Raw genomic sequence first — 26811 nt, 5'->3', positions numbered from 1 at the left:
ATAATCTTATATTTGCATGTACCTCAATAGCATGATTGTCAATGGCACTTTATAACAAGAAGACAAATATTGCTATGTTACATAACTAATAATAAAGAGAAGGTCTATTTTAATTCGCTTTCTTGCAAACAACAATATAACATGAATAATTTATTAACAACATTATCATTCTCCATATATTTTAATAAAGGAGTTTATGCCTTACTATTAGGATCTGGAATTTCTCGTTCAGCAGGAATACCAACAGGTTGGAATATTGTAACGGATCTTATACACAAACTTGCGGTGCAATATGGAACGAGTAACATTGATAATCCTGAAAAATGGTTTGAAGAACAATATGGTGAATCCCCCAATTATTCGACAATCTTATCTAAGTTAGTCCATACTCAAACAGAACGGGTTAATTTACTAAAACCGTATTTTGAACCAAATGAAGAAGAAATAGAAAACCACTTGAAAGAACCGACAAAAGCACATAGGGCTATTGCACAATTGGCAAAAGATGGTTATATAAAATTAGTATTAACAACTAATTTTGACCGATTATTAGAGAAAGCATTAGAGGACGTTGGTATTATTCCACAAGTAATTTGCCATTCTGATGATATAGATGGTGCAATCCCACTTGTACATGCAGGATTTACAATCGTAAAAATAAATGGCGACTATATTGATTGCAGATTTCTAAATACCGAAGATGAACTTGCTGATTATCCTGATAAATTAAAAGACTATGTGTTACGTATAGTAAACGAATTTGGGGTTATTACATGTGGTTGGTCTGGAGAATGGGATAAGGGCTTGGTAAATATTATCCGAAGTTCAGAAAATCGAAGATATGAAAGCTATTTTACGTATTGCAATAAATGCGAGAATACTTTGAAAGAGTTAGCCACGTTCCGTTGTGGAAATGTATTGGCTATTGAAAATGCCGATTCTTTTTTTACAGAACTGGCGGAAAGAGTTATGGCTTTATCCTCTTTAGAGGGGAATCATCCTCTGAGTAAGGATATTGCAGTTGAAAGATTAAAAAGATATATTGTTAAATCAGAAAAGATTATTCTGTATAATGATTTGTTTGAAAATGAGGCAGAAAGAGCTTGTAATAAAATTATACAGTATTATAATTTCCCGCTTAATTCTCAAACATTTAACGAATGTTTAAAACGTCATTTAAATGCTATTGATACATTACTTCCGATGTGTATCACTGCAGTTCGTTGGTCAAAACCAGTTCATGAACAAGCTATATTCGATATGTTAACTCGTTTTGTTGAATTTCCCATAAAATGTGGAGGTAGTTACCAGTCGGAAACAGTTAAATTGCACTATCTTTCCGGATTATTACTAATGTATGTAGTAGGTATTTCATGTATCAAATATGATAAGTATTCTTTTTTGAATAAAATACTGCACATATCTGCACGTAATTCAATTCATGATGATAAAGTTAATATTACAGGAATCATTCATCCTTGTATTTTTGATAGGGACATTGCAAATAACTTTATTGGACACGGAAATAAATATACGCCTATAAGCACATTAATTCATAATAAGATTAGGAGCTTATTTAATTCTATATTAAGAGAAGACTTGGATTTTGATATAACATTTGATATTTTTGAATATTTATATTCACTGAATTACCTGTATCTAAACGGAGAAGAATTTGGGAGAGTATGGGTACCGTGGGGAGAATATAAATGGAGAGCTATAAATTACACGAGAATGACGAATGACCCATTTAATAGCTTTTTCGCTGAAGCTGATAAATTGCGAGATAACTGGTTACCCCTAAAAGGGAATATGTTTGACGGGAAATACTCAACTTATACAGAAACAAAACAAAAGGTTGACGAATTTCTTAAAAAAATATATTTGCATTAATTTTTATAGTATCATTTTGTAAAAACAACAATAAGAATATGAGTGAAATATCTGAATTAAAGATACTCCGGGAAAGTGAAGACCGAATTGAATTTAAAGAGGCTAAAAAGAATTATCCTTTTGCCGGAGGAAGTCATAGTGACCCAACTGAACGCAGGCGTTGTGTATTAGGCTACGTGGTAGCATTAGCCAATGAGGGCGGTGGACGACTTGTTTTAGGTATGGCTGACAAACTTCCACATGAGGTTGTTGGAACAGACTTCGCCAATGGTAAAACCGGTGCTTTAGAGGATGAAATTTATAATCGGTTAAGCATTAGAGTAAAAACGGAGGAATTGTTTGAAAATGAGAAGAGAGTACTTATCATAAACATTCCATCCCGTCCAATAGGTAAATTATTAAAGTTTGAAGGCGTTCCTTTAATGAGAACCGGAGAAAGTTTGCGGGAAATGTCAGACCAAGAAATTTTTAAAATATTATCAGAGCAGGAACCTGACTTCTCTGCTAAAATCTGTGATGCTTTAAAAATTGAGGATTTGGATAAAGATGCCATAAATCTTTTGAAACAGAAATACGCAGAAAAACAAAATAACAAGTCATTCCTTACTTTACCCGATGAACAGATTCTATCAGACCTTGAATTATTGAAAGACGGGAAACTTAATTATGCTGCTTTGATTCTGTTAGGCAAGAAAGAAAGCATAAAAAAGTATCTGCCACAATGTAATATTGTTATTGAATATCGGCTCAATCATTCCATGATTCCTTATACAGCAAGAGTGGAATATCAAGAGCCTTTATTTATCGGAATAGATAAAGTCTGGTCATATATAAACCAACCGGCAAGCAATCCATTATTGCATATCAGTGAAGGTCCATATATTTATGATGTACCTTCCTTTAATGAAGAAGTTATCAGAGAGGCTATTTTAAACGCTGTTGCCCATCGCAGCTATCAAATACAGAGTGATATTGTTATAAAACAATATCCTGATGAAATTACAATATCTAATGCAGGAGGTTTTCCTATCGGAGTAGATATAAATAACATCTTAACTGTGAATAGTATCCCAAGAAGCAAAAGACTAACAGAAATCCTTCAAAAGACGGGATTAGTTGAGCGTTCAGGACAAGGGGTGGATAAGATGTTCTATTATTGTATAATGGAAAGTAAACCACTACCCGATTATTCAAAAACAGATGCTTATCAGGTCAATTTGACCTTTCAGGCAGCCATTCAGGATAAGGCTTTTTTATTCTTTATGAAAGAAGTACAAGAAAGTAGGGCTGAAAAACTGAATGTTTTTGATTTGCTTACATTGGACAAAATACGTAAAGGTATTAATGATAGTTTAGACCCCAATATCATTGAAAAGTTAAGAAAAGAACAGCTTATTACAGTAAATGAGGGAACTACTTATTCATTAGCGGATAAATACAAGCAATTTATTCCTCGTAAGGAAAGTATTAAAGGAGTCACCTCACAACAATTGCAGAAAGTCAATGAGTGTTTTAAAACTCACGATAGCATAAGTAAAAGTACACTTATGGAAACTTTTAATGGAGTACTCACAGAAAAACAAGTGAGGAATCTTATTAGCAGGATGGAGCAATCCGGAATCATTAAAAGGATAGGTGTCGGTAAAGCTACTAAATACATTAAGGATTGGGACAAATTTAAGAAATATATATAATAGGGCTGTATTTTTCTTTTTAGGGCTGTATTTTTTAAGATACGAATAGAAATTCCTGTATTTCAATCTGTTATGTTTTGATGTCTAATTGGGCTGCAAAAAAGAAATAGAGGGCTAAACAAAATAGGAACTAGTAACTTTTTACTTTAAATAGTAGCTTTGAGTAATAGCCGCCATCACTTCGTACATGAAGCATGGCGGCTATTTTTAGTTATAACTTAAAGCCTTTGGGCTTGTTGGTATAGGCGGTGTCTGGGTCGTCCTTATTGCCGGGCTTGGGGATAAGTCGGTGCGAGAGGGATGCTGTTCAACGGACTGCTGTTCGGCGGGCGGTTGTTGTGCGGATTGTTGTTGGAAAGCATCGACAAATACTCCGGTTCCGCTCGACGGGTCGAGGAAACAGGACGGGGCAATTCCGTAGTTGCCCAATTCGGAAGCAAGAACTGATACAATGTCCTGCGGCGTGTAGAACGCCGTCAGGACAGAGTTTTTCAAACTGGAAAAGTAACGCTTGTATTCCGCTTCGTCTTTTGAATGGCTGCGGATGACGCTGTGGAGTTGGGAAACAAATGGGAACAACTCGCGGTCGCTCTTTGTCCAACGGGCAACGTCGGCAAGGCTGGAATAGGGGGCACAGAACGATGTGTGTAAACTACGGCGGCTGCAAAAACATGTTGGATTGCCGATGAATAAAGGGGTTGAATCAATTTCCATAAAATGGGAGAAACAAAACGATGCGTTACATTGCTTGGCATTTGAGTTACATTCCAGTATTATTTGAACAGTTTGAATACTATGGGAGTAACTTTGAGCTAATATGATGGAGTAAATAGCCATTGAATTACTAATAAAGACCAGCTAGGGGACTACTTGTAGCCTATTTCTGTGCATTGAGCAGAGGTAGGCTACATTTATATTCAAGCATTTGAGAAACTGTTTAAATAGGTTGGTTATTGGTATTGGCCGGCAATCTGCATTGGAAAGTTTGATTTGATGATGATTTGTTAAAAACATAGTTGGGGATACTGTTGGGGATACAGTTGGGGATACCGGATTTTGCACGATAGGTATCGTATTTTAAAAGTTGGGGATACCTTTTCGGGACATTTTTAAGTGTGTTCGAATATACATAACGCCCAAGTTAATACCCTTTTTGCTGCTTTTTTGCGTTTTAACAGGGGGATAATACCAAATTTTTTATGATTATTTGAGATATAAACATGAGATAAATCGCTGATTTATAGTGTGTATGTTGGATGAAATATGTATTTTAGCGGTGAAAAAGTGTGTGTGGATTAAAGATTGTACTCATGATAATTGATATATCTATAATTAAGTGGAATGATATGGAAACTCTTCCAGAAGAGCATAAACCTGTTTTATTGCTATGGTTTGATGATAAGTATAATGAGGTCCATGGCTCTTCTGCTATGTATGATAAAGATGATAGAGGCTTTATTGATTCTGATGCTTTTGATATTCCTCGTGTTTTTGATAATGCATTAGCTTGGGCTGAATATCCTCAATTGGTATTGTTTTAAATCACTTAAAGAAGAATCAAGTAGGGGGCACAGAACGATGTGTGTAAACTACGGCGCCCGCAAAAATATGTTGGACTGCCGATGAATAAAGGTGTTGAGGTGATTTTTATAAAATGGGAAAAACAAAACGATACGTTACACAGATTGTCTTTTGAGTTACACATGCTTGTTATTTGAACGGCTTGAATGCTATGAAAGTTACTTTGAGATAATATGATGGTGCAAATAACCAATGAATCAATAATAAAAACCCCTAGGAGGCTATTTATAACCTATTTTTATGTATAAAGCAGAGGTAGGCTATTTTTATGTGCAAGCATTTGAGAGACTGTTTGAATAGGTTGATTTCCAGTGCTGATCAATAATCTACATAGGAAAGTTTAATTGGATTGAAATGTGTTAAATTGGGATTTAGGGATACCATTAAAGATACTGTTTAGGGATACTATATTTTTCCGTAAATTGAAGGAATTATCAAGTTTAGGGATACCTTTTCAGGACTTTTATTTGCGTGTTCGGATATAGGTAATGCCTAAATTAATACCTTTTTTGCTGTTTTTTTGCGCTTTAACAGGGGGATAATGCCAGTATTACGACTGTCTTTGCAATGGCAAATCTGAGATAATATCCTGATTTATAGTATGTATATGAGGAATAAGATATATCTTAGCGGTGAAAAAGTGTGTGTGGCTGCCTTATGTTGCACAATAGGACGGATTGGCACCCACATTGGTCTCTATTAATTCACCTAAAACGTATAATAATGACACTTAACGAGTGGTTTGATAAATCAGGGATGTTTAAAGGGGTTATGATAGGCTGTGCATTCGTAATTTCGTGTAGATGCTCAATGGCTATACCCGAGATAGCCTTAAAAGCTGTAAAAATCGAACAGAGACTTAAATCGATCGAAGAGAAACTCGATAAACTTATAAAGGAAAGGAGTGAAAATAGCAAATATCCAACCACCAACTTTCCATAGATTTTGCCGAGTTTTTTCTTTTTCTAATTTATCATCTTCCTCCTTTTGGAGAGCAGTGAAGCCACCATACTTTTTAAAAGTGTGTCCTTTGGGAGTAAGAATAAATGTGATTCCTTCTTTTGATACTCTGAGTTTTACCAAACCTTCATTTTCTAGATAGTAAGCAAATGTTTCATTTACATGCTTATCCCCTGGGATGGATATAATAGAGGTATCTTGCTCGATAGTTCCTGCGGACAGGACTTTATCTAAATCTTTAGCTTTATATATAAGTTCTGCTTTTACTCCGCTATTCCTGTCTAATCTGCTTTTTATACCTTCAAGAGCTTTCACTATTTTATTAAAATCGTATTCGCTTCTTACCATAATGTGCTGTTCATATGTTTTTAATTTGAGATATACTCTTTTATTCCAATATTGCAGGCTTAAAGACTATTTAGAGGTTGTATATCTAGTTATTTTCTATATATATTCTCTTAAGTTCTTTTTTCATGGGGCAGTGACAGAGATCACATTGTCGGCATTTGGCGAAGAAGGTTTCTTTGTAGAAGCATTCTTCACAGAGTCTAAACCCTTAAGATTATCTTTGCTAACTTCTGGCTGCGATTCGTATTGAGCGAGTTTAGCTTTTAAAGCACCTATTTGTTCTTTGAGCATGCCTACTTCAGCATCTTTTTTTTCGTATAACCTATAATATGCAGCAGCTTCGCCCGATAATTCTTGTTGAACTGTCGACTGCAATGATTCTGATTGTATTTGATGGTCATCACGAAGCATGGAACCTTCACCAGAGAGCAACCACTTTAAATCTATTGTATCAGAATATTCTGATGTAGAAAAACGTCGAAAGAAGTCATAGCTTGGTGCAGACTTCATATTCATGACATCATAAACCGTTTGGGCACGTTCGTATCCAAGCTTAACAGCGAAGCCGTTACGCGTATCACCTGTATATTGCAAGATTTCCGCTATTCTTGCAGAAATTTCTGCATTTTTATTTTCTTTGTTCATATCAGAATATTCTGTAAGTTTGCAGCATGTTTAAGTGAAACAGCCTCAAAGATAAGAATAATTTTAATCAGAGTTTATATATGGAAAAGAAAATCAGACAGAAGATTGAACTGAATGCTACAGGTAAGGCTAAGTTGGCCAAGGCATTCGGTGTAACTGTACAGAATGTAAGTCAAGCACTACTATTTAAAAGGAACAGTTCACAGGCTTGCCAAATTAGGGAAGCCGCTCTGATCAATGGCGGGTCGTTGGTACAGATTATCGATGTGACCGATGAACTAAAAAGAATAGTCAAGGTACTTGACTCTAAAGGAAACGTGAAGGAAATTATAAACTCATAAAAAATTAGATATGAAAGTAATTAGATGGATTCAGAATGTGGCCGCTACAGCTGCGTTTATTATGGCTCTCAATTTGGTTGACGGGCTTGGCGTTTCAATAAAAGATGCTTGTACGGCTGGTGTATTGTTGATTCTTTCGGTGGCTATGTTGCTGGGACGGGTTTTGGAAGAGGAAGAAAGGAGGGCTGAGTGATGGATGACGAAAGAATGATATATCGAAAGAATTTAGAGGAACACATTGAGGAACTTACGATTCTAAGGAATGAAACCGAACTATCACTACTAAAAGCAGGCTGTTTGGAATCAATTAACGAGATGACTAACAATTCGTTTTTATGGATATCTCTATTATGCCAGGAACATCCTTCTTTATATTATCAGAAAGCGATACAAGACTCTTCAGCAGAGCCTTATCTTCGGTTAGCCGGTCTTTTGGAATTCTTACTAAAAAATTCAACTCCAAAGGAACTCCTAATGCAGGGGTTGACCATCCGGATTCAGGAAAATAAATGTCACTACTGTATCTCAGGTTCAATTTCCTTAGATGATCTTTATAAATTGTGCGAACATCATCAAGTGGACCTCGACAGTACGAGTAAAAAATAATAGAGAAATAGTTCATGATTATATAATTTATTGGTTTTGATAGCTACAAAGGTAGCAAAACTATTTTGGTTCGGGATGAATAGGAATAGTGTTTTTCTCACATGCAAGATTAGAACTTTCACGAGTGGCTTACGGATTCGGGTCGGTGCCGGATGCTTGTGCAAATTTAAAATGTTTGATTATGGAAATGTTTGGTAATATACGGTGCGTGACTTTCGCTGAGTTGGTGACTCAGGGAGGAATCCTGAGTAAACCGAACTATAAGAAGAAAGTGCGTGAAGGGAAAATTCGGGTGCTTCGTCCTGGAAAGGGAAAAGGTTCTTGCGCTCTTATTGACTACGTTTCCCTTTATCGTCCCATCAAGGAGGCTTACGACACCAAGTATCCGGATGCAGAACAAAAGTTGAAAGAACAAATCAAAGAAGAAACCATGAGTGATACACTAAGAACTGATAGCAAAGCTATTGTATTCTACCGTGATAAATTTACATTATCCGATGGTAGTAGCTTGACAGATGTGAAGCAGGCAGAATATGTACTGAATGCCCAAGTGATGAATGAAATGATCCGTGTGGAGAATGAAATGAAATCGCTGCACAGGAAGAGTGGTTATTCGCACTCCAAGGAAATTTGGGAGGCTGTAATGGGTACTTGTGAGAAGCTTCGTTCGCTGTATCAGCATACGCTTCCCGGGAATGCTGCCCGCCTGCGTGAAAAGTACAATGCTTATAAGAATTATGGGTATGAGGTATTAGTCAGCGCTAAGAATGGTAACCAAAACACTCGAAAGATCGGGCCGATGGAAGGGCGCTTGCTGTTGAAACTGAAACGTAGTAAGTTTCCTGTCTATACTGACTCTCAGATATTTGAGGAGTACAATCGTCAGGCGATAGAACGTGGATTGAAACCTATCAAGTCCATGACTACTCTTCGCAATTATCTGTATGATCCCGCTGTGATGCCACTTTGGTTTGCTGCCGTATATGGGATGCAGAAGTGGAAATCGAAATACTCTTCTTTATTGAAGACACAACTTCCGCAGATGCGTGATGCTCTTTGGTATTCCGATGGTACTAAGCTGAACCTGTACTATAAAAATGCGGATAATAAAATGTGTACCACTTCTGTTTACGAAGTTCTTGACGCTTATAGTGAGACGCTAATAGGCTACGATATCGCTCCGAAAGAAACTTTTGACAGTCAGTACCGGGCTTTCCGGCAGGCAGTAGAATTCGCTGGTGTTCGTCCCTATGAAATTGTAAACGACAATCAGGGTGGACATAATAAGCTGGCGGCGCGAGGATTCTTCGACAAGATTGCTATCCTTCATAAACCTACCATGCCATACAACGGTCAGAGCAAAACAATAGAAAGCGTCTTCGGACGGTTCCAGCAGCAGATACTTCATAAAATATGGTATTTCACCGGGCAGAACGTGACAGCCGTAAAGATGAACAGCAAGCCCAATCTTGAATTCATAGAAAAGAATGCTTATGCTCTTCCTACTTTGGAAGAAGTGAAAGAAATATACCGTCAATGCCGTGAGGAATGGAACAATGCCGCTCATCCGGCTACCGGTATCGCTCGCATTGACATGTACCGCATGAGTGAGAATCCGGAAATATCACCCGTGCAGCCGGTTGAACTGATTCAGATGTTCTGGCTCACAAGTGCCAAAGAGGTGACCTACATCAATGCCGGGCTGAAAATAGAGATCGACAAGCAGAAATATGAGTACGAAGTCTATGGCGAAGACGGGCTTCGTAATGAACAATGGGCGCTTCGCAACATAGGACGCAAGTTCCGTGTGATGTATGATCCGATGGATATGACCCGTATTGAACTTTGGGAACCGACCGCTTCCGGATTGAAATACAGTATAAGCGCAACTCCGCGGACCGTCATCAACCGTGACACACAGACTCGAACCGCTGATCAGACTTCCTTCATGCGTCGAACTGTCGACCAAAATAAGGAGACAATGGCGCTGATCCAACTCAGCACAGAAGATTTCGATCTGGACGAATCCATCGCAGCCGAACTCTTTAACCTCTCTACTCCGCAACCGAAGAATGTGAGCGAAAAGAAAATGGAGGAAGTACGTGAGAAATATGAAGCTGGAACGCTACAGTCCCCCATATCCTTGCCGGAAAAACTGGCGATTGAGGAAGAGGATGACGGCACGGAACTGGCATATTCCACTACCGGAGAATATACCAAAGTGACTTCCAATCTCACATTTGATGATATCGACTGCCTTGAACGCTATTAGAATGACGAAAAATAACAGTTTAAACAATATACGAAACAATGAAAGAATTAAGCCTTGAGCATAAGAATGCTATCCGTGACGCACTGAGTGCCTACTGTGACAACTACCTGTCCCGTAACCGTGCGGCTGAAAGCCTGAACGGTGTGAGTGCCGCCACTGTATCTACCATAGTGAACAGTAAATATACCAATATCTCTGACGACATGTTCATTCGCATTGCCACGCAGATCGGATTCAGTTTCGATTGTTGGGAGATTCACGAAAGCGTAGCCTTCAAAGAAATATCCTTCATGATGACTGATGCACAGATGTATAAGAACGTCACATGGATTGTAGGGGATGCTGGGTGCGGAAAGACTACCGCTGCTATCGACTATCGCAAGAAGCACCGGAACGTTTTTTATATCCTTTGCTCCGAAGACATGAAGAAAAGCGATTTCGTACGTGAGATATCCAAACAGGTGGGCGCTCCTACCGATGGGACCAATCTTCGGGATATGCTGGAGTATGCCATTTCCATGATCGCCTTTTTAGGTAATCCGCTTATTATTTTCGACGAAGGCGACAAACTGACGGATAGTGTATTCAACTACTTCATTTCCATTTATAATCGTTTGGAAGGTCATGCGGGAATCATTTTCCTTTCTACCAACTATATCAAACGTCGCCTGGAGAATGGGCTCCGTTATAACAAGAAGGGTTATAAGGAAATATACAGCCGTATTGGCCGTCGTTTCTTCGAGGTAAAAAGCACGACCCAAAACGATATTCACGCCATCTGCCAGGCTAACGGGCTGACGGACGAAGCGGAAATAAAGAAAGTATTGAAAGACGCAGAGGCTAGCGAGAACGACTTGCGACGGGTGAAACGCTGTGTACATAGCCGCAAACGTATCATGGATGCACGTGCCAGGAAAGGAGAAGCGGAATAATGGGGAGAGCCAAATCGGTGAGCGAGTTATTGGCTACGAAGATTGAGACTTTCCCTTTTCGGGATGAATGGTATGACGCTTTCGGCGAGCCTGAACGGAAAGGTATCTGGATAGTCTGGGGAAACTCAGGAAATGGAAAGACCACTTTTGTAGTGCAGCTTTGCAAATACTTGTGTCAGTTTGAACGGGTAATTAATGATAGTCTTGAAGAGGGAGTCAGCCTGACAATGAAAAACACACTGTTACGATGCGGAATGCTGGAAGTGAACCGTCGGTTTCTTCTTCTTGACAATGAGCCGATGAAAGATTTGAGTGAACGACTGTTGCGACGAAAATCTCCGGGAATTGTGGTGATTGACAGTTTCCAGTATACGCAGATGACGTATAAGCAATATATCACCTTCAAGGAAAAGCATAAAGACAAGCTGATTATTTTCGTAAGCCATGCGGATGGAAAGCTTCCTTCCGGGCGTAGTGCCCGTAGCGTGATGTACGATGCTTCCCAGAAAGTTTACGTAGAAGGATACAGGGCTTTCAGCAAGGGGCGGTTCAACGGACCAAAAATGCAGATTGACGTATGGCCAGAAGAAGCTGAAAAATACTGGGGAGATAAATATCAACGATAATAAAAGTTAGAGTTATGAGAACAACAAAAGATAAAGCAATCAGTCCGCAACAGATGAAGGCTTTGCACGCTACTTTTCATCGAATTGGTATGGACGATGATGCTCGTCACGACTGCATTTCTTCTTTTACGGACGGGAGAACGCAGAGCAGCAAAGAGCTTTCTTTCGATGAAGCTCGCAGATTATTAGCATCACTCAACGAGGATCAGGCTGAAAAAGCACGTGAGGAAGCGAAGAAGTTGGTAAAGGCTATTTTCTGTTTGTCTTTTCAGATTTCCTTTCTAAATAAGGGATACACAAATGATACACAGGAAGAATTTCAAATGAATATCGCTAAGCTGAATGTCTTTGCCCGCAGCAAAAGTGCCTCACGAAAGAATGTGTCTGAGATGTATCCGTCTGAGTTAAAAGCATTCAAGAAACAACTGGAAGCCATCGCATATAACGAAAACAATAAATCTAAAAACAAAAGATCATGAGAAAGAATCAGGAAATAAATAAGGCGGTTGCCATTCTTCGTAAGAAGGGTGATCTCGTTAGCCTGGAACAGGCCTCGGTTCTCAGTGACAGACTGAATGAACGAAGTGTCTTCGATAAGTATGTAGCAGGTGTGGCAGAAGCAGACCGTAGTGAAGGTATTTATTATGCTTGTCGTGACGCAGCACGATTCTTGAAAGGAGAATTGACGCTGGACGAACTAATTCCGGATCATGAACAGGAAGATGATATTGAACCGGTAGAAGAGATGATCACTATAACCGCTTCAGAATTTAGGGAGTTGTTGAGACGTGTGGAACGTCTGGAACGCCGTGCAGGATTACAGAAAAAAATATCTGCAACCAAGCGGAAAAGAGTTGAAGACATCTCTACTGATGATTTGATTTCGCAGATAGATGCCTGCAAATATATCGGATGCAGCAAGACTACTATCAAACGTTGGGCGGACAACGGATTTATAACGGGATATCAGAAGGGACTGAATGTTTATTACAGCAAGCGTGAACTGAATCGTAGTGTTGTAGTAAAAGAACATAGGCTAAACAGAAAGGAGGCGGAACATGAATAATGAATCCGACTACTGCATGTCCTACCGCATGTCGGAGGCACAGCGACTTGAATTACAGATCATCCGGGATGAAGAACGGTGGAGTACCCTCTTTGATACTCTGATGGAACGCGACCTGATAGAGCCTTCGAAAGAGACAGACAGACTGCTGGAAGATTGGAATAATCTGAATACCCGTATCGAAATGAACCGTACCCGTCTTGCTCTATTGAAATCCTCCTCGGAACTGACGGAAGAAGAAAAGAAACGTCGTCCCGGACCGGGCGGCAGCGAAAGATTTAATATAAAGTACTGAATCAACATAGTATAAACGATCAAAAAACAAGTTTTATGGCAAAGACAAGAGTTAAAAAAGTAGTGATCTCCGGCATTACATCGGAGCAGGCGGAAATCGCCTTCAGTGAATTTGCAACGGCGGATGCCAAGGTGCAGAATATCCAGAGTAAAATGGATATGGAGATCACCCGTATTCGTGACAAATATGCGGATATATTAGCAGAACAACAGGCTATCCGGGAAAAGAACTTCGAGATCATGCAGACATTCGCTACGGAATATCGTGAAGAGTTGTTCTCCAAACGTAAAAGTTACGAAAGTGCTCATGGGACATTCGGTTTCCGTACAGGAACTCCGAAACTTAAGAATGTCAAAGGCTTTACCTGGGCATCTGTCACCAATCTGGTGAAGGAATTTCTTCCCGGTTATATCCGGGTGAGTGAGGAACTGGCAAAGGATCGTCTTCTTGCTGATCGTGATAAGGAGGAAGTTGCCGGGCAATTATCCAAATGTGGTATGGTTGTAGTACAAGACGAAACATTCTATGTGGAACCAAAGAAAGAAGATCAGGCGTCCTAAATACTCATATGCTCCCGTCGGTAGCCGGTGGGCAGTTTATCACTGGTTGGAGATAGGGGATATCGTCACGGTAGACAAGGTTGGTGAATTCCCCACCAGTGAAGAAGCACGCAAAGAATGCTACCGGCTTAACGGCTGGAAATATGAGGAACCTGAAAAGCGAAAGAATAACCTCAAGTATTAATAATTAAACAATTTATAATTATGGGAATGCACACATGGTTTGAATGTCGTATCCGTTACGAAAAGGTAATGGAGAACGGAATGCAGAAGAAAGTAACGGAACCTTATCTGGTGGATGCTCTCAGCTTTACAGAAGCGGAAGCACGGATTATCGAAGAGATGACTCCATTTATATCCGGAGAATTTACAGTATCGGATATAAAACGTGTAAATTACAGTGAGCTGTTTCCAAGTGATGATGAAGCTGATGACATTTGGTTCAAATGCAAATTAAGCTTTATCACATTAGATGAAAAGAGCGGAGCAGAGAAACGCACCTCTACTTATGTATTAGTACAGGCTTCTGACTTGGGGCGTGCAAAGAAGAACCTTGATGCTGGAATGAAAGGCACGATGGCAGAATACCAAGTTTCATCGGTGACGGAGACGGCTATCATGGATGTCTATCCTTATACTGCACCGGAAGAAAAATCCGAGTTCAAGGATGAAAAAGCGAACTGATGAAATGAGACTTGTGCCACCGTTGGCATCCGCTTTGGTGGCACAAGTTTATGAGAGCAAACTTCCGGTTTCGCTCATCATCCATCGGAAAGATCACACGGGTATGATTCCTGTAACGGCAGAATATGAAGATGGATATAATGATGCGTTTGATCAACTAGTGACAGATGTCGCACGAAAATTGAAATCTTTATGAGCAAGAAACAACAAACCTTATTGATTACTCCACCTTTATTGTCAAAGGAACATCCTTATGAAATGGAGACATTTACCGGATTTGAGTGCAGTAACTGTCACGGTAACGGTTGGATTCTAGCATTGGGAGAACGTAACGAAACAGTGAGAAACACGTGCCCTGTCTGTGGAGGTAGCGGAAGATTAAAAGCGGTGGTAACCACAAAGTGGATACCGGATAAGAAAGAAGAATAACTAATGACATAAAAATGAACAGCCAAAGCAGTATTAGCAGTATCACATTTGGTCCGTGAGGCAAAGCCAAGAAAGGACTATATCAATCACTTCCGGCAATCGAAGCCTCTTGAAGGAATTTATCTTTCAGACTTTATCCGGGAAACAGTTGAAAGGAAATCACGGCGCAAGCCGTCAAACTCACTGGCTGTTTACAGTGCCCTGATAGGACATATAAACAGTTTTTCCGCAGAATACGATTGTGACATATTCACCAATTCCGTCACAGAAGAGTTCATTGAAGATTTTATCATTTACCTTGAGAATGTTGGTTTGCGGCATAACACGATTGTAGGTTACATTATGAAATTACAATCTATGGTTCGCAAGGCTTCACAGTACAATTATGCCGTCGACCCTACTTATAATCAAATAGACTTGCATCTGGAAGATACTTTTGCAGTCTTCTTGAGCATGAATGAGATTACGCGCATCTATTATTATAAGTTCAGGAAACAGGATAGCAGAAGGGCGAAGGAGAAGATACGTGATCTGTTCGTTGTTGGTTGCTTGACAGCATTGCGTTATTCGGACTATTCAACGCTGACGCTTGACAACTTCCAGAACGATTTTATCGTGAAGCGTACAAAGAAGACCAATGTCACCGTGAAGGTTCCAATGCATGATTATGTTCGCGAGATTATAGCCAAGTATGGTGGTAATATCCCTAACGGACTTTGCATTCAGTACTTTAACAAATATCTTAAACTGATCATGCGCGAAATTGGATTGACAGATAAGATTACCTACTCATACACAGTAGGTGGTAAAATAAAGACTGTGACAAAAGAGAAGTGGGAACTAATCTGTAGTCACACCGCACGTCGTTCAGCCGCGACAAACCTTTATTTGACAGGAAGAATGAAGACGCTAGAGATAATGCGACTTACAGGGCATAAGACAGAACAGAACTTCTTCAGGTACATTCGCTTGACGAATGATGATACGGCAAGATCAATAAGCGGAGATATGTTTTTTAGAAAGTAATAACCGGACGTTTGCCTGCCATCAGGCAAACGTTTAAATAAATACAATAATGAATAAAGATAATATTATTCCATCGATGACGCATCCTTATGGGATGTGTTGGCAACAGCCGCCAACCTACCTGATACTAATTGATGATACTCATGCAGTGATGAGTAGACTTGATTTTGAAATACTCATGGATTATACTCGTTCTCAACCGTCAGCTCTCTATAATGGTAAAATGTGGAAAGCACAATATGAGGATGAAGGTACGTTGAAATGGTTTCTTTGCTATTGTTTCAATGAGAATGAGAAGACGAATGAGATAGACATTGCATACCGGGAAATTTTGATAATTGATTAATAACGAAATAGACATGAGTAAAAGAATCTTTAAATATCCTCTAAAAGTTGAGGATGAGCAAATTGTAAAAATGCCGCTTGGATATCAGATACTAACTGTTCAGATTAAAGATAATGTTCCTTGCATTTGGGCAATAGTAGATGATAAAGAAAAACAAATAATTGATTGCAAGATTAGGACTATCGGGACTGGTCATTATTTTGATAATCATCTATTGGATTATATAGGTACTTACCAGCTCAACCAGCTTGTTTTTCATGTATTCAGCAATAACAGTCCATTTTAATCATAACAAATCAAAAAGGAATAATAATATGGCAAAGATTTATGTAGCAAGTAGTTGGAGAAATGTATTTCAACAGGACGTTGTAGCTATTCTCCGTGATTTAGGACATGAGGTCTATGATTTTAAGAATCCCCCACATGGGAATGGTGGTTTCCAATGGTCTGATATAGACCCTGATTGGCAGAACTGGACAACTGAACAATATCAAGAAGCACTTAATCACCCAATTGCGCAGAAAGGTTTTGATTCAGATTTTAATGGTATGCAGTGGGCTGATGTCTGCGTTATGGTTCTTCCTTGTGGCCGCTCGGCCAACACAGAAGCCGGATGGATGAAAGGTGCAGGTAAAAGGGTAATGGTTTATTCTCCCGAAAAGCAAGAACCAGAACTGATGTATAAAATATACGATTTTGTGAGTGACAACATATTTCGTATCAACGATAAGATAATTGGAGTATAACAAATCAAAAATGAATAGAATACAGAAATTAGAAGCTGAAATACAGAAGCTAAAGAAACAGGAATCCGATAAAAAAAAGGCAAAATATCAATATCTCGTTGGAAAATGTATTCACATGGCGCATACTTCTTACGAAAAAATTACAGCAATAGTTAGGGTAAATTCTGATGAAATCGGTGATGAAGTAGTATATGATTGCATCCATGTATATTTTGATAACAGAGAAGATGTAAATAATAGTGATTCAAGTATCCAACTTGCATCTTACGCAAGTGAATACGTGGAACGGATTGAGAAAAATATCATAAGTCAAGAAGCTTTTGATAAGGCTATGGATGATTGTTTTGCGCATATTAAAAAAATGTCTATTAACGAATAACAATGGAGATATGACTATAGATACGGAATTTAATGTAGGTGATAGTGTATGCTATCTAAGTGGAGACGATATCTGTTATTCTACTATAAGCAAAATAACTATTGAAATATCTTATGCAGATCGCAGTTTTTTGATGTATTATAAGCTGTCTGACGGTTTAAGTGTACCGAGAAACAATTATCCACAATGGGATAAAAGACTTTTTAGGGACAAGGAAAGTTTAATAAGATATTTATCAGAATAAATATATAAATTAATGGAAACCGAAATAGTCAGATAAAAGAAAAGCCGCTGCAAGTATAAATGTAGCGGCTTTCTTTTTTAATGTTTAGACACCGCACCTATTTTTCTTACCAAGGTATCGTAATGTTCGTCAACCTCTATATCCTCCAACGATCCTGAAGCGAACCTGATTATGCATTGATTACTGTCTGTGACTGGTTCGATCATTTGCACCTGAAACAGGTTGATCATCACCTTGTTTCCATTGGACACTGTTTCGATAAATTCTACCATAATATTTATGTTTTAAATTAAAAAGTGTACAAAGGTAATTTATAAACCTGCAGATTATTCTTCCAAGCACTTATTTATTATTCCTCCGGCTAATTAAAACCTTGTTTTTGCACGGATTTATTTGTGCCCAAATGCTATTATCATTATTTTTGTATCAGATAATCAATCAGTATTTCGGGATATGAAGAAGAATCGGACAAAAATCACAGGTTGCAGCTATGCGTTCAGGGTGGAAGACATTGTGCGGATCTATGACGAACACGCCCGAAGCGGTCTGAGCAATCGTGAAATACTGCGCCGCTACATCTGGCCGAAATACCATATCTGCGAAAAGACTTTCTACAATATCATCAACGCTTCCGTTGATCCGCGCATTATCCGTCGTCAGGAGGAGATGAAGCGTCAGCTTTCGTTGTTCTGAATTTCATCCGCTACTGTTGTAGTATATTCCATTTCATACACTTTAATGCCTCCCGGTTGTGAGAACTGGCGGCTTGTGCGACGTATCAGGACGGTGGCGCATTCGTCGAACCTCCAGCAGTGCAAATAGGAGTTTAAGCGTCCGGCCAAAGCCATGCGTTCCGCCGCGTGCTGCTCTTGCGAACTTCCGTAGTGGGTATCATCGTAGCAGTCGAAAGCCAGGCGGACGGTGAGAGTGGTTTTTCCATGTTGGATTCCGGATTTCATCGTTTCCCAGATGGTTTCGGGGATACCGATGAGCACGCAGGGAAAGGTGACGGGGTACTGGTCTTCACCGTTGGCGAGTGCTTCCAGTTGCCCGCAGTCTTCGTCGATGAGGGTGATGGTATCGCCCATTTTAGTGGCGATTTGTTGCTGGATGTCGTTGAATAGTTGTTCCATACTGCTGTATTTTAAGTATTGATAATTCTTTTTAGTTCCTTCAAAAACCTCTCATCCACCTTCCTGGCCAGTTCCGGTCCCGGTGTGGACGTGGGCATGAACTGTCGTTGTGGAATTTGGATGTTCAGTTTGGTTTTCTTTGTCAGGGCAAGGCGCTTCCAGAAGGTGTCTTTCTTCTTGTCTTTGCCTGCTTCCCTGTAGTGCTGCGCCCAGGCGAAGCGTCGCATCTTAGGAGTGACAGAAGGATGCAACGTTCCTCCCCTGTTATGAATGCCGGCGTATGACACACGGGTGAAAACGGTAACTTGTCTATCTCCCGGTGTATATTCGATGCTCCTTGCCAGATGGCTCCTACCGGAAAGCAACGGGCCGTAGCGGGAACCGGCTCCCTTTCCTCCGCTTTTCTGTCGCTTGGTTTCCTGCCATTTGTGGAAGCCGTTGTCGGTGAATCCCCCCTTACGGAAGTCTTCTTCAATGTGCCGCTTGGCAATGTTTCCGGCAATGACAGGCATCTTGCGTCGCATCAGGTCGGAGAGTTGCTTCTGCTTTTGCAGGATCCGGCGGTTAAATTCTTGGATATTCATTGTTTATTCAATAAATAGATGTATATTGTGGTATGAGAGTAGTCTTTAAGCCTATGCTGGATTGTATTTCCAGCCGTGATTTAGAGGCTACTTTTCTTTTAGCTGATTTAATATGTTCGGGCTGTCCGAAATACTGTACAGGATTTTACTTCCATCTTCATATTCTTTCACGATGATCCAGCTCTTGTCTCCAAGGATTTTAATTTCAAACAAATGCACCCATTTGGAACCGGGTTTTGTGCTTGCATCCTTTCCATATCCCAGATATTTAGCCTTCTTGAGTACATTACCTATTTGAAAAATCAGTTCGTTCTTATGGGCGTAGTGCTCATGAGGCTGATTGGTCCATTCATCAATACTACGGCGGGAAATGGTTATTTCACCCTGAAGTTTCGGATGCGCGACTGTTGTTCCTTGAAGCGCTGTTCTTGCTTCCTTCTTGATTTCCTTCGTACGTTTCGAATACTTTCCGTCCTGATTGTGCCGTGGTTCCACCTTCACCTTGGCATAGTCCGGTAACCGGTCTTTGAGGAATGTCTTCACCGCTTCCTTAGCCCCCTCATACACATGAGCGATATACGGATGCGTATCACTGAACAATTTCCCGTCTACCCCTGGATTATTATCCAATCCCGGTGATGGTTGGTCTTTGGGTTCATTGCTGCCACGAGGTGCTCCGGTGGGCGGTTCGTTGGTGGCCGACAGGGAGCATTTGCAGTTCCAGCGGTCGCCCGGGCGATGGACACTCCAGAAGGGATGATTGATTGGCAGGATCGTTCCCCAAAACACGATGTGGTCGGCTCCCGGATTCGCGCTGGTGCTGGGCATCCATTCCAGGTTAGGCAGGATATCGGCGTATTGTTCAAACCGTTGCCAGTCTGCCGCCTGGTGTGCACGGATGACGGCGGTGTCGTACTCTGTCCGCAGCCAATGTTTTACATGATGATCCAGCATCGGGTGTACGTCGTTTTTCCACTGTTCGAATGGTTTTAGATCACCATTCGAATCGAAGAGTTGTGTGGCAATATCGTTTTGCATGCGGTGTACTTTGAAAGCGGAGAATACAGCGTTGCTCCAGTCTATTTTCTGCCGGAACTCCACAGGAAGTTCTGCTCCGGATTCACTGATACCTTCATCGGTGGCTTCAGTAAAAATGCGGAAAGTCTCATTGAACAGGCTTTCCTCTATCTCCGTCATGGGATGAAAGTCCTTTTCGTAGATATGCTTCAAGGCACGCTTCAGGGTGTTGTCGTCGAATGTGAAAGCGGCGCTTACTTCGTCATCAGCGGCAGCATCCCGGTAGAGTTCATCCATTACCACTCTAAAGCCCCGTTTCTGTCCGGGGCTTGCCCGAAAAAAGGCACACGGTTCTTAGGCTGCGTATTATTTCCAGCAGGTATTTGTCCCAGCGACGCAAACGGATTATCCGCCTTTTTCTTTTCTTCCATTTCCGCTTTCAACTGCTCATAATTGTCGGGCTTTTCTACGTTCAGTTGCTCATACAGGTAGTCATCATCCAGAGGCAGTCCGAACACCGTTACAGCTTTTTCCAGCAATTCGGCACGGGTCTTTACCTGCTCCATGTCCGCGTCCTCCACATAAACGAACTCACCTCCTTTAGTATTCACTCCCAAAAATGCAAATATGTCTGTCATATCATAATTCAGCAGGTTCAGGATGGAAAGGGCATCCTGCTCTTCCAGTTCCTGCTCTATGTCCTGATGCACGGTACCCAGTGCCTGTGTGCCTGTCTCACTGGCTTCGGTGGTAAGGGTATTGCCAAGTACAGCCTTGCTCATTTCAGCATTACAGCGTTCCACGAGACTGCTGTACAGTTCACTGCTGCCTGTTGTGTTTCCTGTTTCCACAAATTCCAGGTTAGATCCTTCCGGACAAAAGAAATCCATTCCTCCGCCTTGTTCCCGTGCAGCTTCCATTGCATTGTGCAAAGCTTCCGGGTCCGCCGCATCGTATGTATATTTACGTACCGGCATGCCGAAAATCTCGGAGAATTGCGCCCAGTCACCAATAGTTCCACGCTTATAGATAACGTATGGAGCCGTACGCGCTAGAATCCCCAGCGGTTCTTTGCCCCGTATCATCAGCAGGTTTCCATAATTATCAAAACTTTCACCGTTGATGTCTTCTTGCCGTGTTTTGATGATGCGCAACACTGGATCTATGTGTTTGCGTGGTGCCAGATAATAATCTATCCAGCCTTTGGTATTGATATAGAACTGAACGAGCGTAAATCCCCAGTATTCCGCATCCAGTGCGTCACTGATAAATCGGAGGAACCAGGGTGATGATATCTGCTCATTCACTTTATCATCGGGTATGCCGTTACGGCGAAATTCAATCTTCCTGCTTAGTACTCCGCTTTTCCGTTTTTGTACCACGCTGAACAGATGCGGGTCCATCAGGCTTTCGCTATAGATGTCATATAGCCTGACACGTCGTGTGAAATCTACGTTTTCAGCACTGCGGATAGCCTGCATATAGTCCCCCAGACCTATTCCGAAACGTTGTGGCTGTGTCAGTATCACCGTTGCTCCGGGACGGGTTACGTTACTCCCTTCGGTGATGCGTTTACTTTTTGCGGCTTTGTTCCGGAAAACCGGAAACCTGTCTAGTATATTCATAAATGATTGGTGCGTTTAGGGTTACTACTCATTAGCCAGGGGCTGTTCTTTTTCTGCTCCTCTTCCGGGAGCTTCGGTGCGCCGTCTATCGTTATTTTAAATGTCGCCACCTGTTTCAGCCATTCCATTGCACGGTCGTAGCGATCCTTGCGTATCTGCGACATCTTCTGAGGATTGTGGATACTGAACAAGTGATACACGGCGATATCTACTGCCATCATCAGGACAAGCTCATTGCGTGCCGCGCCTTCAGCATTGAAAATGGCATCAGCGTCATAGCGGGCATTGAGATATCCGCGCATTTCGGCAATGGCACGGTCCTCACAGATCTCGATGATGGCGTCATCATTGCGGGTCAGTGCATCCAGTATTTCACGATGGATGCTGGCATCGTAATCTTGCGGAGTTATAAATTTGCTCATGGCTATAATCGTTTGGGGTTCCGGCGGTCATTACGATGTATCACAGTCACCGGTACCAGTTGTTGGATCTTCTTTTTGATGATGCAGTAACCGCCTTCCACGCAATCGGGACCGTCGGCGGGAAACTTCAGTCTCAGGGTGAACAGCCTGAATTGGTCGTCCAGACGTTTCATGTGCGGGTTGTTTCTTTCGGCTTCGTTGAAGATGAGATTTCCTTCCCGGTTCAGAGGCTCCAGATTGGCTTCGATACGTGTAGCCTTATCGGTTTTTCTAGCTTCGTCAGGTTGAATATAGAGTTGAATATTCTTTTCACGCCGTGCTTTACCCACCAGCGGCTTGAATACCTGCTGGAAGAAAGGGTCTTGCAGTTTATTGTTCTCCATGTAGCAATACACGGGAACTTTTCCGCCCACGTATTCCAGCAACTGCACATACCAGTCAATGAATTCTGCGTTCAGTCCACGGTCCAGACATGGCTTGATGATATAGAGTTTCGGACCGATCATGCCCATCAGGATACAGCTCTTTGTACTGCTGTTCTTGCTTTTGTTCTCACCGGGTGCCGGGTCGCCGTAAATGACGAGGAACTGGAACTTCTTCAGGTCAGGTACTTTGCCGTAAGTGATCTCCTTAAATACTTCGCCTTCCGTCACCGGATTGTTGAAGTATTCCGTCTGCTGGGCGGCAGTACTGATTTTGGACAGAGCGATATCAATACTTTCTTCCGTATTTTTAGACGGCCAGGTGCTGTATCCTTTTTCATCACGGATGTTCACTACATCCCAATGATCAGCCATGTGCCCGGCACGTACCACACAGCAGTCACGGGCAATGATATTTCCACAGAAAACAATCAGTGTTTTTACTGCCGTATCACGTGTTCCGTACAGCGCTTTTTCCCACCATGTCCAGTTCTTGTCTATCGTGTCCGGATTCCGGCAGCCTTCATCCGTATCGAAGTCATCCACCAGCAGCACATCCGGACGGACAGCGCCGTTGCGGCTACCACGGGGAGCGTTTCCGGCACCGACAGCACGGAATGAACAACCGCATTTAGCGACGAACTCTTCGGCACACCAGTTGCCAAGATTCACCTGCACACCATAATAAGCACGTATCAGGGCATTCTCTTCAAGCTGTTTCTTATAAGGATCGAGCAACCGGACAGCACTGTCCTGTGTGGCGGAAGCCATCATCACGTTGCACTTCTTTTTCGTAAGCGCAAGGTACATGACGATAAACATCACCGTCGTACTTTTCGCCAGTCCCCGTGCCCATGACAATACTTCGAACCATTCCTCGTGTTTGATACAGCGCCTGATGGCCTTTATCTGGAACTCTGCAAATTCAAACTTGCAGTATTCGGGGAAAAAGAACCTGATCCATTCTATCGGGTCGGCTTCCAGCCGGGTACGGTCCTTGGCAATCTGCGCCTGCGTCAGATTGACGTCGGAATTTTGGCGGCGAAGTCCGGATTCATAGAATACTGCCCATTCCCTGAGCGCATCACGGTCTTTCTGCGTCTGTGTCATAAGCTATCCTTTATAAAAGCATCCCACAACCGAAGAAACTCCTTGCTCTTATCTAGATCGAACGGTCGCAGCCAGTTGATGAATTTCATACCTACACTGATAATGTCAGCAACACCTACATCTGTTTCCATCTTCTTAATAGCTGTCGCCAACTTGTTCAGTGTGTCGGCCTCGGCGGCATTGGCATAGCGTTTTCCCTCTTCGCGCTCACTGATCACGCGGTTGATCTCTGCCACTTGCCGGTGCAGGCTGGCAACCTGCTGTTCACGGGTGAGTGTCATGCCTACCTTCATTTCCTCCCATTTCTCCGCTGCTATCCAGCGGTTGATGGTGTTGCGTGATACGCCTACCTTGTCCGCGATCTCCTGTTGCGTCAGGTTATCTTTCAGATATAATGTGCGGGCATAACCCTTTTTCTGTTGTGTGGTCAAATCTGCCATGATGATAAGTCGTTAGAATTTACACAAAGGTCATTATCCCGGAGGTGAACAGAAAAAAAGCGCAAAGGGGTTACAGACAATGCCACAGCGCCTGCATACTTGCCCGTAAGCGTTACACACTTTTTTGTACGGTTGCCCCTGTCACCATAAGTTTGTGACAGATTCAAAGCCGGAGACGTAAATTGCATCGCCGTCCGGCACTATATCCTAAATGCTGAAATATGATTCTTTTTAAATCCATACTGAATGAAAAGACTGCCAGTCTGCTGCTCTACGGAGAAATCAGTGACGAAGGCGGTGACGGCAAGATAGCCAGCCGTGACATCGTGAACGAACTGATGTACATGGACGGCAGTTATGAGAATCTGAATATCCGGATCAATTCCATTGGTGGCGATGTCTATCCCGGTATTGCCATTTTCAACGCCATCCGGCAATGCAGGAGCAACGTCACTATCTACATAGACGGTATTGCCGCCAGCATTGCAGGAGTCATAGCCCTGTGCGGAAAACGGGTGGAAATGAGCCGTTATTCCCGCATGATGCTGCATAATGTCAGTGGCGGATGTTACGGTAACAAAAAGGATCTTCAGGACATGATCTCAACGATCGAAAGTCTGGAGGATACCATTGTCGAAATTATTGCCGGACGTTGTGGCAGGGATAAGGAAGAAGTGAAGAACGCCTATTTCGATGGTACCGACCACTGGCTGAAGGCGGACGAAGCTCTGGCCCTCGGACTTATTGACGCCATCTACGATGTGGAAGCGGTACCCGAAGAAAGTACCACAGATGATATATACCGTATATTTACTAATCGGCTGGTGCTGGAGCAACAGCCACAAAACTCAGATAAGATGAAATTGGAAGACTTTAAAAAGATTCCCCGTTTTGCCAACTGTACGGATGAAGCAGCAGTGATGTCCATACTTGGTGAGACTGCCCGGAAAGCTGACAAGGCCGATGACCTGGAAAAGGAGAACGGTGAACTGAAAGAACAGCTTAGCCGGCAGGAAGAGGAACGGATCGAGACAGCTGTAACGGATGCTGTAACAGACGGACGCATTGGTGCCGATCAGAAAGACACCTATAAGAACCTTCTGAAAGCTGACTTTAAAAACGGTTTGACTGCACTGAAGGCGATGAAGCCTAAAAAACTACTAAAAGACAAGTTTGAGAACCAGGAACTGCAAGCCGGTGAGAGCCCCTGGGAAAAACGTCAGAAGGAAATACGTGAGAATATCCGGAAATAATCTGTAATACGCAAAGATATGATACCGATTAAAAATCCAAAGAATGCTAAGTTAGGCGGTTCGTCCTACTTTGGCAAGAATGTCGGGAGCAGCGTACGCAGTGCCGGCAGTGCCCCACAGATACGCGGGCGACAGAAGGTTAAATACTAACAACTAATAACTTACAAGGACAATGGCAATTCAAGGATTGAATACTACCAACTATTCCGGCGAAGTGCTGGAAAATGTACTGACCCTTGCCACTACAGGCAATGAGTTGGTCAGCAGGGGACTGATTATGGTTATCCCCGGAGTAAACAGCGCAATCAGCATTCCGCGCGTTAAGGCGGGAAAGATGTTGCAAAAACGAAAGGAAGACCCGACGAAAGCTGACAGCAAGGGGGACTTTACTTACAGTGAAAAGAAACTGACGCCTAAGGATATGATGGCCTTCACGCTCTTCAACCCCCGCGCGTTCGAACATATTTGGCGTCCGTTCCAGCCTTCGGGAGACCTGGTGTTCCGCCAGTTACCCGGCAATGTGCAGAATATCCTGTTGCAGGAACTGCTGAAACAGGTAGGACACGAACTGGGCTACCAGTACATCAATGGTACCTACGAAGATGGTTCGGACGATGCGTTGTTGATGGACGGTATCCTGACACAGGCTGCCAAAGACGCGGATATCGTGAAAGTGAAAACCGTGGGAACCACGATGCTGCAACGCCTTAAAGAACTGCGTACGGTGATTCCGGTGACCATGCGTAACAATCCCAACCTGCGCATCCTGATGAGCGTAACGGACTTTGATACGTATGATGACGAACTGACGCAGCTTGCGAATAAAGGTGCGGCTCCTACGGACATCAATCAGGAACGTTACAAGGGCATTCCGTTTGAAGTGTTGACGCAATGGCCGGAAGGCTTGATGGTAGCCACCATTTGTGATAGCGGCATGAACGGCAATCTCTTCGCTGCCGTCAATCTGCAGAATGACGAAAACGTGATTCAGATTGACAAGTGGGCGAATGCCAGCGAGCTTTATTTCTTTAAGATGCTGATGAAGGCGGACACGCAAATCGGCTTCGGTGAGGAGTTTATCGCGCTCGACTGGCGTGTTGACGGTGCGTTCAAACCAACTGTTGAAGGATAA

37 protein-coding genes are annotated in these 26811 nt (G+C 42.1%); 26 read left to right on the top strand and 11 right to left on the bottom strand.

Translation table 11 applies throughout. The features are described 5' to 3' along the window. The first annotated feature begins 141 nt into the window (after positions 1-141). Positions 142-1893 (top strand): SIR2 family protein, encoded by a 1752-nt coding sequence (locus K6V30_RS01315; protein ID WP_010535361.1) that lies wholly within the window; start codon positions 142-144, stop codon positions 1891-1893. 38 nt (positions 1894-1931) lie between these two features. Then, complete coding sequence (locus tag K6V30_RS01310; RefSeq protein WP_010535360.1) at positions 1932-3587, top strand: ATP-binding protein; 1656 nt, start codon at positions 1932-1934, stop codon at positions 3585-3587. Between the two features lie 207 nt (positions 3588-3794). Here K6V30_RS01310 and K6V30_RS01305 read toward each other — a convergent pair whose 3' ends face one another. Next, positions 3795-4424: a hypothetical protein gene (locus K6V30_RS01305; protein ID WP_022302434.1), complete on the bottom strand. Its 630-nt coding sequence runs from the start codon at positions 4422-4424 to the stop codon at positions 3795-3797. A gap of 473 nt (positions 4425-4897) precedes the next feature. Here K6V30_RS01305 and K6V30_RS01300 point away from each other — a divergent pair, with 473 nt between their 5' ends. Then, positions 4898-5128 (top strand): hypothetical protein, encoded by a 231-nt coding sequence (locus tag K6V30_RS01300; RefSeq protein ID WP_010535359.1) that lies wholly within the window; start codon positions 4898-4900, stop codon positions 5126-5128. Positions 5129-5999: 871 nt separating this feature from the next. Here K6V30_RS01300 and K6V30_RS01295 read toward each other — a convergent pair. Further along, positions 6000-6476, bottom strand: a complete 477-nt coding sequence (locus tag K6V30_RS01295) for a hypothetical protein (protein ID WP_055270444.1) — start codon at positions 6474-6476, stop codon at positions 6000-6002. A 123-nt stretch (positions 6477-6599) separates the two neighbouring features. Beyond that, on the bottom strand, positions 6600-7121 hold the full coding sequence (locus K6V30_RS01290) for a hypothetical protein (protein WP_055270442.1): 522 nt from the start codon (positions 7119-7121) through the stop codon (positions 6600-6602). 80 nt (positions 7122-7201) lie between these two features. Here K6V30_RS01290 and K6V30_RS01285 point away from each other — a divergent pair, with 80 nt between their 5' ends. The 19 genes from K6V30_RS01285 (at position 7202) to K6V30_RS25265 (ending at position 17673) form a co-directional block, all read left to right on the top strand. Then, the gene (locus tag K6V30_RS01285) at positions 7202-7462 is read left to right on the top strand and encodes a hypothetical protein (protein ID WP_055270440.1); all 261 of its coding nucleotides are present in this window, start codon (positions 7202-7204) and stop codon (positions 7460-7462) included. A 10-nt stretch (positions 7463-7472) separates the two neighbouring features. Further along, entirely contained in the window at positions 7473-7655 is a 183-nt protein-coding gene (locus K6V30_RS01280; protein ID WP_055270438.1) for a hypothetical protein, read from the top strand. A gap of 594 nt (positions 7656-8249) precedes the next feature. Continuing rightward, positions 8250-10340, top strand: a complete 2091-nt coding sequence (locus tag K6V30_RS01275; RefSeq protein ID WP_055270500.1) for a DDE-type integrase/transposase/recombinase — start codon at positions 8250-8252, stop codon at positions 10338-10340. 38 nt (positions 10341-10378) lie between these two features. Continuing rightward, complete coding sequence (locus K6V30_RS01270; RefSeq protein WP_055270434.1) at positions 10379-11272, top strand: AAA family ATPase; 894 nt, start codon at positions 10379-10381, stop codon at positions 11270-11272. After that, positions 11272-11898 (top strand): DNA repair protein RadA family protein, encoded by a 627-nt coding sequence (locus K6V30_RS01265; RefSeq protein ID WP_055270432.1) that lies wholly within the window; start codon positions 11272-11274, stop codon positions 11896-11898. Before K6V30_RS01270 ends, K6V30_RS01265 begins: the two co-directional genes overlap by 1 nt. Before the next feature lie 14 nt (positions 11899-11912). Beyond that, positions 11913-12377 (top strand): hypothetical protein, encoded by a 465-nt coding sequence (locus tag K6V30_RS01260; protein ID WP_055256286.1) that lies wholly within the window; start codon positions 11913-11915, stop codon positions 12375-12377. After that, positions 12374-12964 carry a helix-turn-helix domain-containing protein gene (locus K6V30_RS01255; RefSeq protein WP_055270430.1) on the top strand — a complete coding sequence of 197 codons (591 nt, stop codon included), beginning with the start codon at positions 12374-12376 and terminating at the stop codon, positions 12962-12964. Before K6V30_RS01260 ends, K6V30_RS01255 begins: the two co-directional genes overlap by 4 nt. Then, complete coding sequence (locus tag K6V30_RS01250; RefSeq protein WP_224207240.1) at positions 12957-13259, top strand: hypothetical protein; 303 nt, start codon at positions 12957-12959, stop codon at positions 13257-13259. Before K6V30_RS01255 ends, K6V30_RS01250 begins: the two co-directional genes overlap by 8 nt. Positions 13260-13294: 35 nt before the next feature. Beyond that, complete coding sequence (locus K6V30_RS01245) at positions 13295-13819, top strand: host-nuclease inhibitor Gam family protein (protein WP_055270428.1); 525 nt, start codon at positions 13295-13297, stop codon at positions 13817-13819. After that, complete coding sequence (locus tag K6V30_RS01240; RefSeq protein WP_055270426.1) at positions 13785-14003, top strand: hypothetical protein; 219 nt, start codon at positions 13785-13787, stop codon at positions 14001-14003. The genes K6V30_RS01245 and K6V30_RS01240 overlap by 35 nt, the downstream gene beginning before the upstream one ends. Positions 14004-14023: 20 nt before the next feature. Further along, complete coding sequence (locus tag K6V30_RS01235; protein ID WP_055270424.1) at positions 14024-14503, top strand: DUF4494 domain-containing protein; 480 nt, start codon at positions 14024-14026, stop codon at positions 14501-14503. Positions 14504-14507: 4 nt separating this feature from the next. Further along, entirely contained in the window at positions 14508-14699 is a 192-nt protein-coding gene (locus tag K6V30_RS01230; RefSeq protein WP_224207239.1) for a hypothetical protein, read from the top strand. Beyond that, on the top strand, positions 14696-14932 hold the full coding sequence (locus tag K6V30_RS01225; protein ID WP_055270420.1) for a hypothetical protein: 237 nt from the start codon (positions 14696-14698) through the stop codon (positions 14930-14932). The genes K6V30_RS01230 and K6V30_RS01225 overlap by 4 nt, the downstream gene beginning before the upstream one ends. A 48-nt stretch (positions 14933-14980) precedes the next feature. Further along, a complete protein-coding gene (locus K6V30_RS01220; protein WP_055270418.1) occupies positions 14981-15958 on the top strand; it encodes a site-specific integrase in 978 nt (325 codons plus the stop codon). A gap of 49 nt (positions 15959-16007) precedes the next feature. Continuing rightward, positions 16008-16304, top strand: coding sequence for a hypothetical protein (locus K6V30_RS01215; RefSeq protein WP_055270416.1), 297 nt, complete (start codon positions 16008-16010; stop codon positions 16302-16304). 13 nt (positions 16305-16317) lie between these two features. Continuing rightward, a complete protein-coding gene (locus tag K6V30_RS01210; RefSeq protein WP_070101326.1) occupies positions 16318-16590 on the top strand; it encodes a DUF7352 domain-containing protein in 273 nt (90 codons plus the stop codon). 28 nt (positions 16591-16618) lie between these two features. Further along, on the top strand, positions 16619-17050 hold the full coding sequence (locus tag K6V30_RS01205; protein WP_055270411.1) for a hypothetical protein: 432 nt from the start codon (positions 16619-16621) through the stop codon (positions 17048-17050). Between the two features lie 10 nt (positions 17051-17060). After that, positions 17061-17429, top strand: coding sequence for a hypothetical protein (locus K6V30_RS01200; RefSeq protein WP_055270409.1), 369 nt, complete (start codon positions 17061-17063; stop codon positions 17427-17429). 10 nt (positions 17430-17439) lie between these two features. Further along, positions 17440-17673, top strand: coding sequence for a hypothetical protein (locus K6V30_RS25265; protein WP_081030892.1), 234 nt, complete (start codon positions 17440-17442; stop codon positions 17671-17673). Between the two features lie 77 nt (positions 17674-17750). Here the strand turns inward: K6V30_RS25265 and K6V30_RS01195 are convergent, their stop codons facing one another. Beyond that, the gene (locus K6V30_RS01195; RefSeq protein WP_055270407.1) at positions 17751-17945 is read right to left on the bottom strand and encodes a hypothetical protein; all 195 of its coding nucleotides are present in this window, start codon (positions 17943-17945) and stop codon (positions 17751-17753) included. Positions 17946-18126: 181 nt separating this feature from the next. On the opposite strand from K6V30_RS01195, the gene K6V30_RS01190 reads away from it, so the two are divergent. Beyond that, a complete protein-coding gene (locus K6V30_RS01190) occupies positions 18127-18366 on the top strand; it encodes a hypothetical protein (protein WP_055270405.1) in 240 nt (79 codons plus the stop codon). Here K6V30_RS01190 and K6V30_RS01185 read toward each other — a convergent pair. The 7 genes from K6V30_RS01185 to K6V30_RS01155 form a co-directional block, all read right to left on the bottom strand. Then, positions 18348-18806 (bottom strand): hypothetical protein, encoded by a 459-nt coding sequence (locus K6V30_RS01185; RefSeq protein WP_055270403.1) that lies wholly within the window; start codon positions 18804-18806, stop codon positions 18348-18350. The two genes, K6V30_RS01190 and K6V30_RS01185, sit on opposite strands and share 19 nt — an antisense overlap. 11 nt (positions 18807-18817) lie before the next feature. After that, positions 18818-19390: a phage virion morphogenesis protein gene (locus K6V30_RS01180; RefSeq protein WP_055270401.1), complete on the bottom strand. Its 573-nt coding sequence runs from the start codon at positions 19388-19390 to the stop codon at positions 18818-18820. 87 nt (positions 19391-19477) lie between these two features. Next, positions 19478-20704, bottom strand: a complete 1227-nt coding sequence (locus K6V30_RS01175; protein ID WP_055270399.1) for an LPD3 domain-containing protein — start codon at positions 20702-20704, stop codon at positions 19478-19480. Then, positions 20704-22032 carry a phage portal protein family protein gene (locus K6V30_RS01170; protein WP_055270397.1) on the bottom strand — a complete coding sequence of 443 codons (1329 nt, stop codon included), beginning with the start codon at positions 22030-22032 and terminating at the stop codon, positions 20704-20706. The genes K6V30_RS01175 and K6V30_RS01170 overlap by 1 nt, the downstream gene beginning before the upstream one ends. Beyond that, a complete protein-coding gene (locus K6V30_RS01165; protein ID WP_055270395.1) occupies positions 22029-22454 on the bottom strand; it encodes a DUF1320 domain-containing protein in 426 nt (141 codons plus the stop codon). Before K6V30_RS01165 ends, K6V30_RS01170 begins: the two co-directional genes overlap by 4 nt. Before the next feature lie 2 nt (positions 22455-22456). Then, positions 22457-23986, bottom strand: a complete 1530-nt coding sequence (locus tag K6V30_RS01160; protein ID WP_055270393.1) for a hypothetical protein — start codon at positions 23984-23986, stop codon at positions 22457-22459. Continuing rightward, positions 23983-24426, bottom strand: coding sequence for a helix-turn-helix domain-containing protein (locus K6V30_RS01155; RefSeq protein ID WP_055256302.1), 444 nt, complete (start codon positions 24424-24426; stop codon positions 23983-23985). The genes K6V30_RS01160 and K6V30_RS01155 overlap by 4 nt, the downstream gene beginning before the upstream one ends. Before the next feature lie 221 nt (positions 24427-24647). On the opposite strand from K6V30_RS01155, the gene K6V30_RS01150 reads away from it, so the two are divergent. The 3 genes from K6V30_RS01150 to K6V30_RS01145 are packed head-to-tail and all read left to right on the top strand — an operon-like array spanning position 24648 to position 26811. Further along, entirely contained in the window at positions 24648-25679 is a 1032-nt protein-coding gene (locus K6V30_RS01150; protein ID WP_055270391.1) for a head maturation protease, ClpP-related, read from the top strand. Positions 25680-25697: 18 nt separating this feature from the next. Continuing rightward, positions 25698-25829: a hypothetical protein gene (locus K6V30_RS25155; RefSeq protein WP_256375777.1), complete on the top strand. Its 132-nt coding sequence runs from the start codon at positions 25698-25700 to the stop codon at positions 25827-25829. A gap of 22 nt (positions 25830-25851) precedes the next feature. Continuing rightward, a complete protein-coding gene (locus K6V30_RS01145; protein ID WP_055270389.1) occupies positions 25852-26811 on the top strand; it encodes a hypothetical protein in 960 nt (319 codons plus the stop codon).

This window comes from Bacteroides faecis, assembly GCF_020091505.1.
Taxonomy (GTDB): domain Bacteria; phylum Bacteroidota; class Bacteroidia; order Bacteroidales; family Bacteroidaceae; genus Bacteroides; species Bacteroides faecis.
Note: the sequence above shows the minus strand (reverse complement) of the source record. Positions and strands in the feature narration are given on the sequence as shown.

Bases quoted from the DNA above. Each gene is read 5' to 3' on its own strand.
- K6V30_RS01315 (WP_010535361.1), top strand. From the start codon at position 142: ATGAATAATTTATTAACAACATTATCATTCTCCATATATTTTAATAAA.
- K6V30_RS01310 (WP_010535360.1), top strand. From the start codon at position 1,932: ATGAGTGAAATATCTGAATTAAAGATACTCCGGGAAAGTGAAGACCGA.
- K6V30_RS01305 (WP_022302434.1), bottom strand. From the start codon at position 4,424: ATGGCTATTTACTCCATCATATTAGCTCAAAGTTACTCCCATAGTATT.
- K6V30_RS01300 (WP_010535359.1), top strand. From the start codon at position 4,898: ATGATAATTGATATATCTATAATTAAGTGGAATGATATGGAAACTCTT.
- K6V30_RS01295 (WP_055270444.1), bottom strand. From the start codon at position 6,476: ATGGTAAGAAGCGAATACGATTTTAATAAAATAGTGAAAGCTCTTGAA.
- K6V30_RS01290 (WP_055270442.1), bottom strand. From the start codon at position 7,121: ATGAACAAAGAAAATAAAAATGCAGAAATTTCTGCAAGAATAGCGGAA.
- K6V30_RS01285 (WP_055270440.1), top strand. From the start codon at position 7,202: ATGGAAAAGAAAATCAGACAGAAGATTGAACTGAATGCTACAGGTAAG.
- K6V30_RS01280 (WP_055270438.1), top strand. From the start codon at position 7,473: ATGAAAGTAATTAGATGGATTCAGAATGTGGCCGCTACAGCTGCGTTT.
- K6V30_RS01275 (WP_055270500.1), top strand. From the start codon at position 8,250: ATGGAAATGTTTGGTAATATACGGTGCGTGACTTTCGCTGAGTTGGTG.
- K6V30_RS01270 (WP_055270434.1), top strand. From the start codon at position 10,379: ATGAAAGAATTAAGCCTTGAGCATAAGAATGCTATCCGTGACGCACTG.
- K6V30_RS01265 (WP_055270432.1), top strand. From the start codon at position 11,272: ATGGGGAGAGCCAAATCGGTGAGCGAGTTATTGGCTACGAAGATTGAG.
- K6V30_RS01260 (WP_055256286.1), top strand. From the start codon at position 11,913: ATGAGAACAACAAAAGATAAAGCAATCAGTCCGCAACAGATGAAGGCT.
- K6V30_RS01255 (WP_055270430.1), top strand. From the start codon at position 12,374: ATGAGAAAGAATCAGGAAATAAATAAGGCGGTTGCCATTCTTCGTAAG.
- K6V30_RS01250 (WP_224207240.1), top strand. From the start codon at position 12,957: ATGAATAATGAATCCGACTACTGCATGTCCTACCGCATGTCGGAGGCA.
- K6V30_RS01245 (WP_055270428.1), top strand. From the start codon at position 13,295: ATGGCAAAGACAAGAGTTAAAAAAGTAGTGATCTCCGGCATTACATCG.
- K6V30_RS01240 (WP_055270426.1), top strand. From the start codon at position 13,785: ATGTGGAACCAAAGAAAGAAGATCAGGCGTCCTAAATACTCATATGCT.
- K6V30_RS01235 (WP_055270424.1), top strand. From the start codon at position 14,024: ATGGGAATGCACACATGGTTTGAATGTCGTATCCGTTACGAAAAGGTA.
- K6V30_RS01230 (WP_224207239.1), top strand. From the start codon at position 14,508: ATGAGACTTGTGCCACCGTTGGCATCCGCTTTGGTGGCACAAGTTTAT.
- K6V30_RS01225 (WP_055270420.1), top strand. From the start codon at position 14,696: ATGAGCAAGAAACAACAAACCTTATTGATTACTCCACCTTTATTGTCA.
- K6V30_RS01215 (WP_055270416.1), top strand. From the start codon at position 16,008: ATGAATAAAGATAATATTATTCCATCGATGACGCATCCTTATGGGATG.
- K6V30_RS01210 (WP_070101326.1), top strand. From the start codon at position 16,318: ATGAGTAAAAGAATCTTTAAATATCCTCTAAAAGTTGAGGATGAGCAA.
- K6V30_RS01205 (WP_055270411.1), top strand. From the start codon at position 16,619: ATGGCAAAGATTTATGTAGCAAGTAGTTGGAGAAATGTATTTCAACAG.
- K6V30_RS01200 (WP_055270409.1), top strand. From the start codon at position 17,061: ATGAATAGAATACAGAAATTAGAAGCTGAAATACAGAAGCTAAAGAAA.
- K6V30_RS25265 (WP_081030892.1), top strand. From the start codon at position 17,440: ATGACTATAGATACGGAATTTAATGTAGGTGATAGTGTATGCTATCTA.
- K6V30_RS01195 (WP_055270407.1), bottom strand. From the start codon at position 17,945: ATGGTAGAATTTATCGAAACAGTGTCCAATGGAAACAAGGTGATGATC.
- K6V30_RS01190 (WP_055270405.1), top strand. From the start codon at position 18,127: ATGAAGAAGAATCGGACAAAAATCACAGGTTGCAGCTATGCGTTCAGG.
- K6V30_RS01185 (WP_055270403.1), bottom strand. From the start codon at position 18,806: ATGGAACAACTATTCAACGACATCCAGCAACAAATCGCCACTAAAATG.
- K6V30_RS01180 (WP_055270401.1), bottom strand. From the start codon at position 19,390: ATGAATATCCAAGAATTTAACCGCCGGATCCTGCAAAAGCAGAAGCAA.
- K6V30_RS01175 (WP_055270399.1), bottom strand. From the start codon at position 20,704: ATGGATGAACTCTACCGGGATGCTGCCGCTGATGACGAAGTAAGCGCC.
- K6V30_RS01170 (WP_055270397.1), bottom strand. From the start codon at position 22,032: ATGAATATACTAGACAGGTTTCCGGTTTTCCGGAACAAAGCCGCAAAA.
- K6V30_RS01165 (WP_055270395.1), bottom strand. From the start codon at position 22,454: ATGAGCAAATTTATAACTCCGCAAGATTACGATGCCAGCATCCATCGT.
- K6V30_RS01160 (WP_055270393.1), bottom strand. From the start codon at position 23,986: ATGACACAGACGCAGAAAGACCGTGATGCGCTCAGGGAATGGGCAGTA.
- K6V30_RS01155 (WP_055256302.1), bottom strand. From the start codon at position 24,426: ATGGCAGATTTGACCACACAACAGAAAAAGGGTTATGCCCGCACATTA.
- K6V30_RS01150 (WP_055270391.1), top strand. From the start codon at position 24,648: ATGATTCTTTTTAAATCCATACTGAATGAAAAGACTGCCAGTCTGCTG.
- K6V30_RS25155 (WP_256375777.1), top strand. From the start codon at position 25,698: ATGATACCGATTAAAAATCCAAAGAATGCTAAGTTAGGCGGTTCGTCC.
- K6V30_RS01145 (WP_055270389.1), top strand. From the start codon at position 25,852: ATGGCAATTCAAGGATTGAATACTACCAACTATTCCGGCGAAGTGCTG.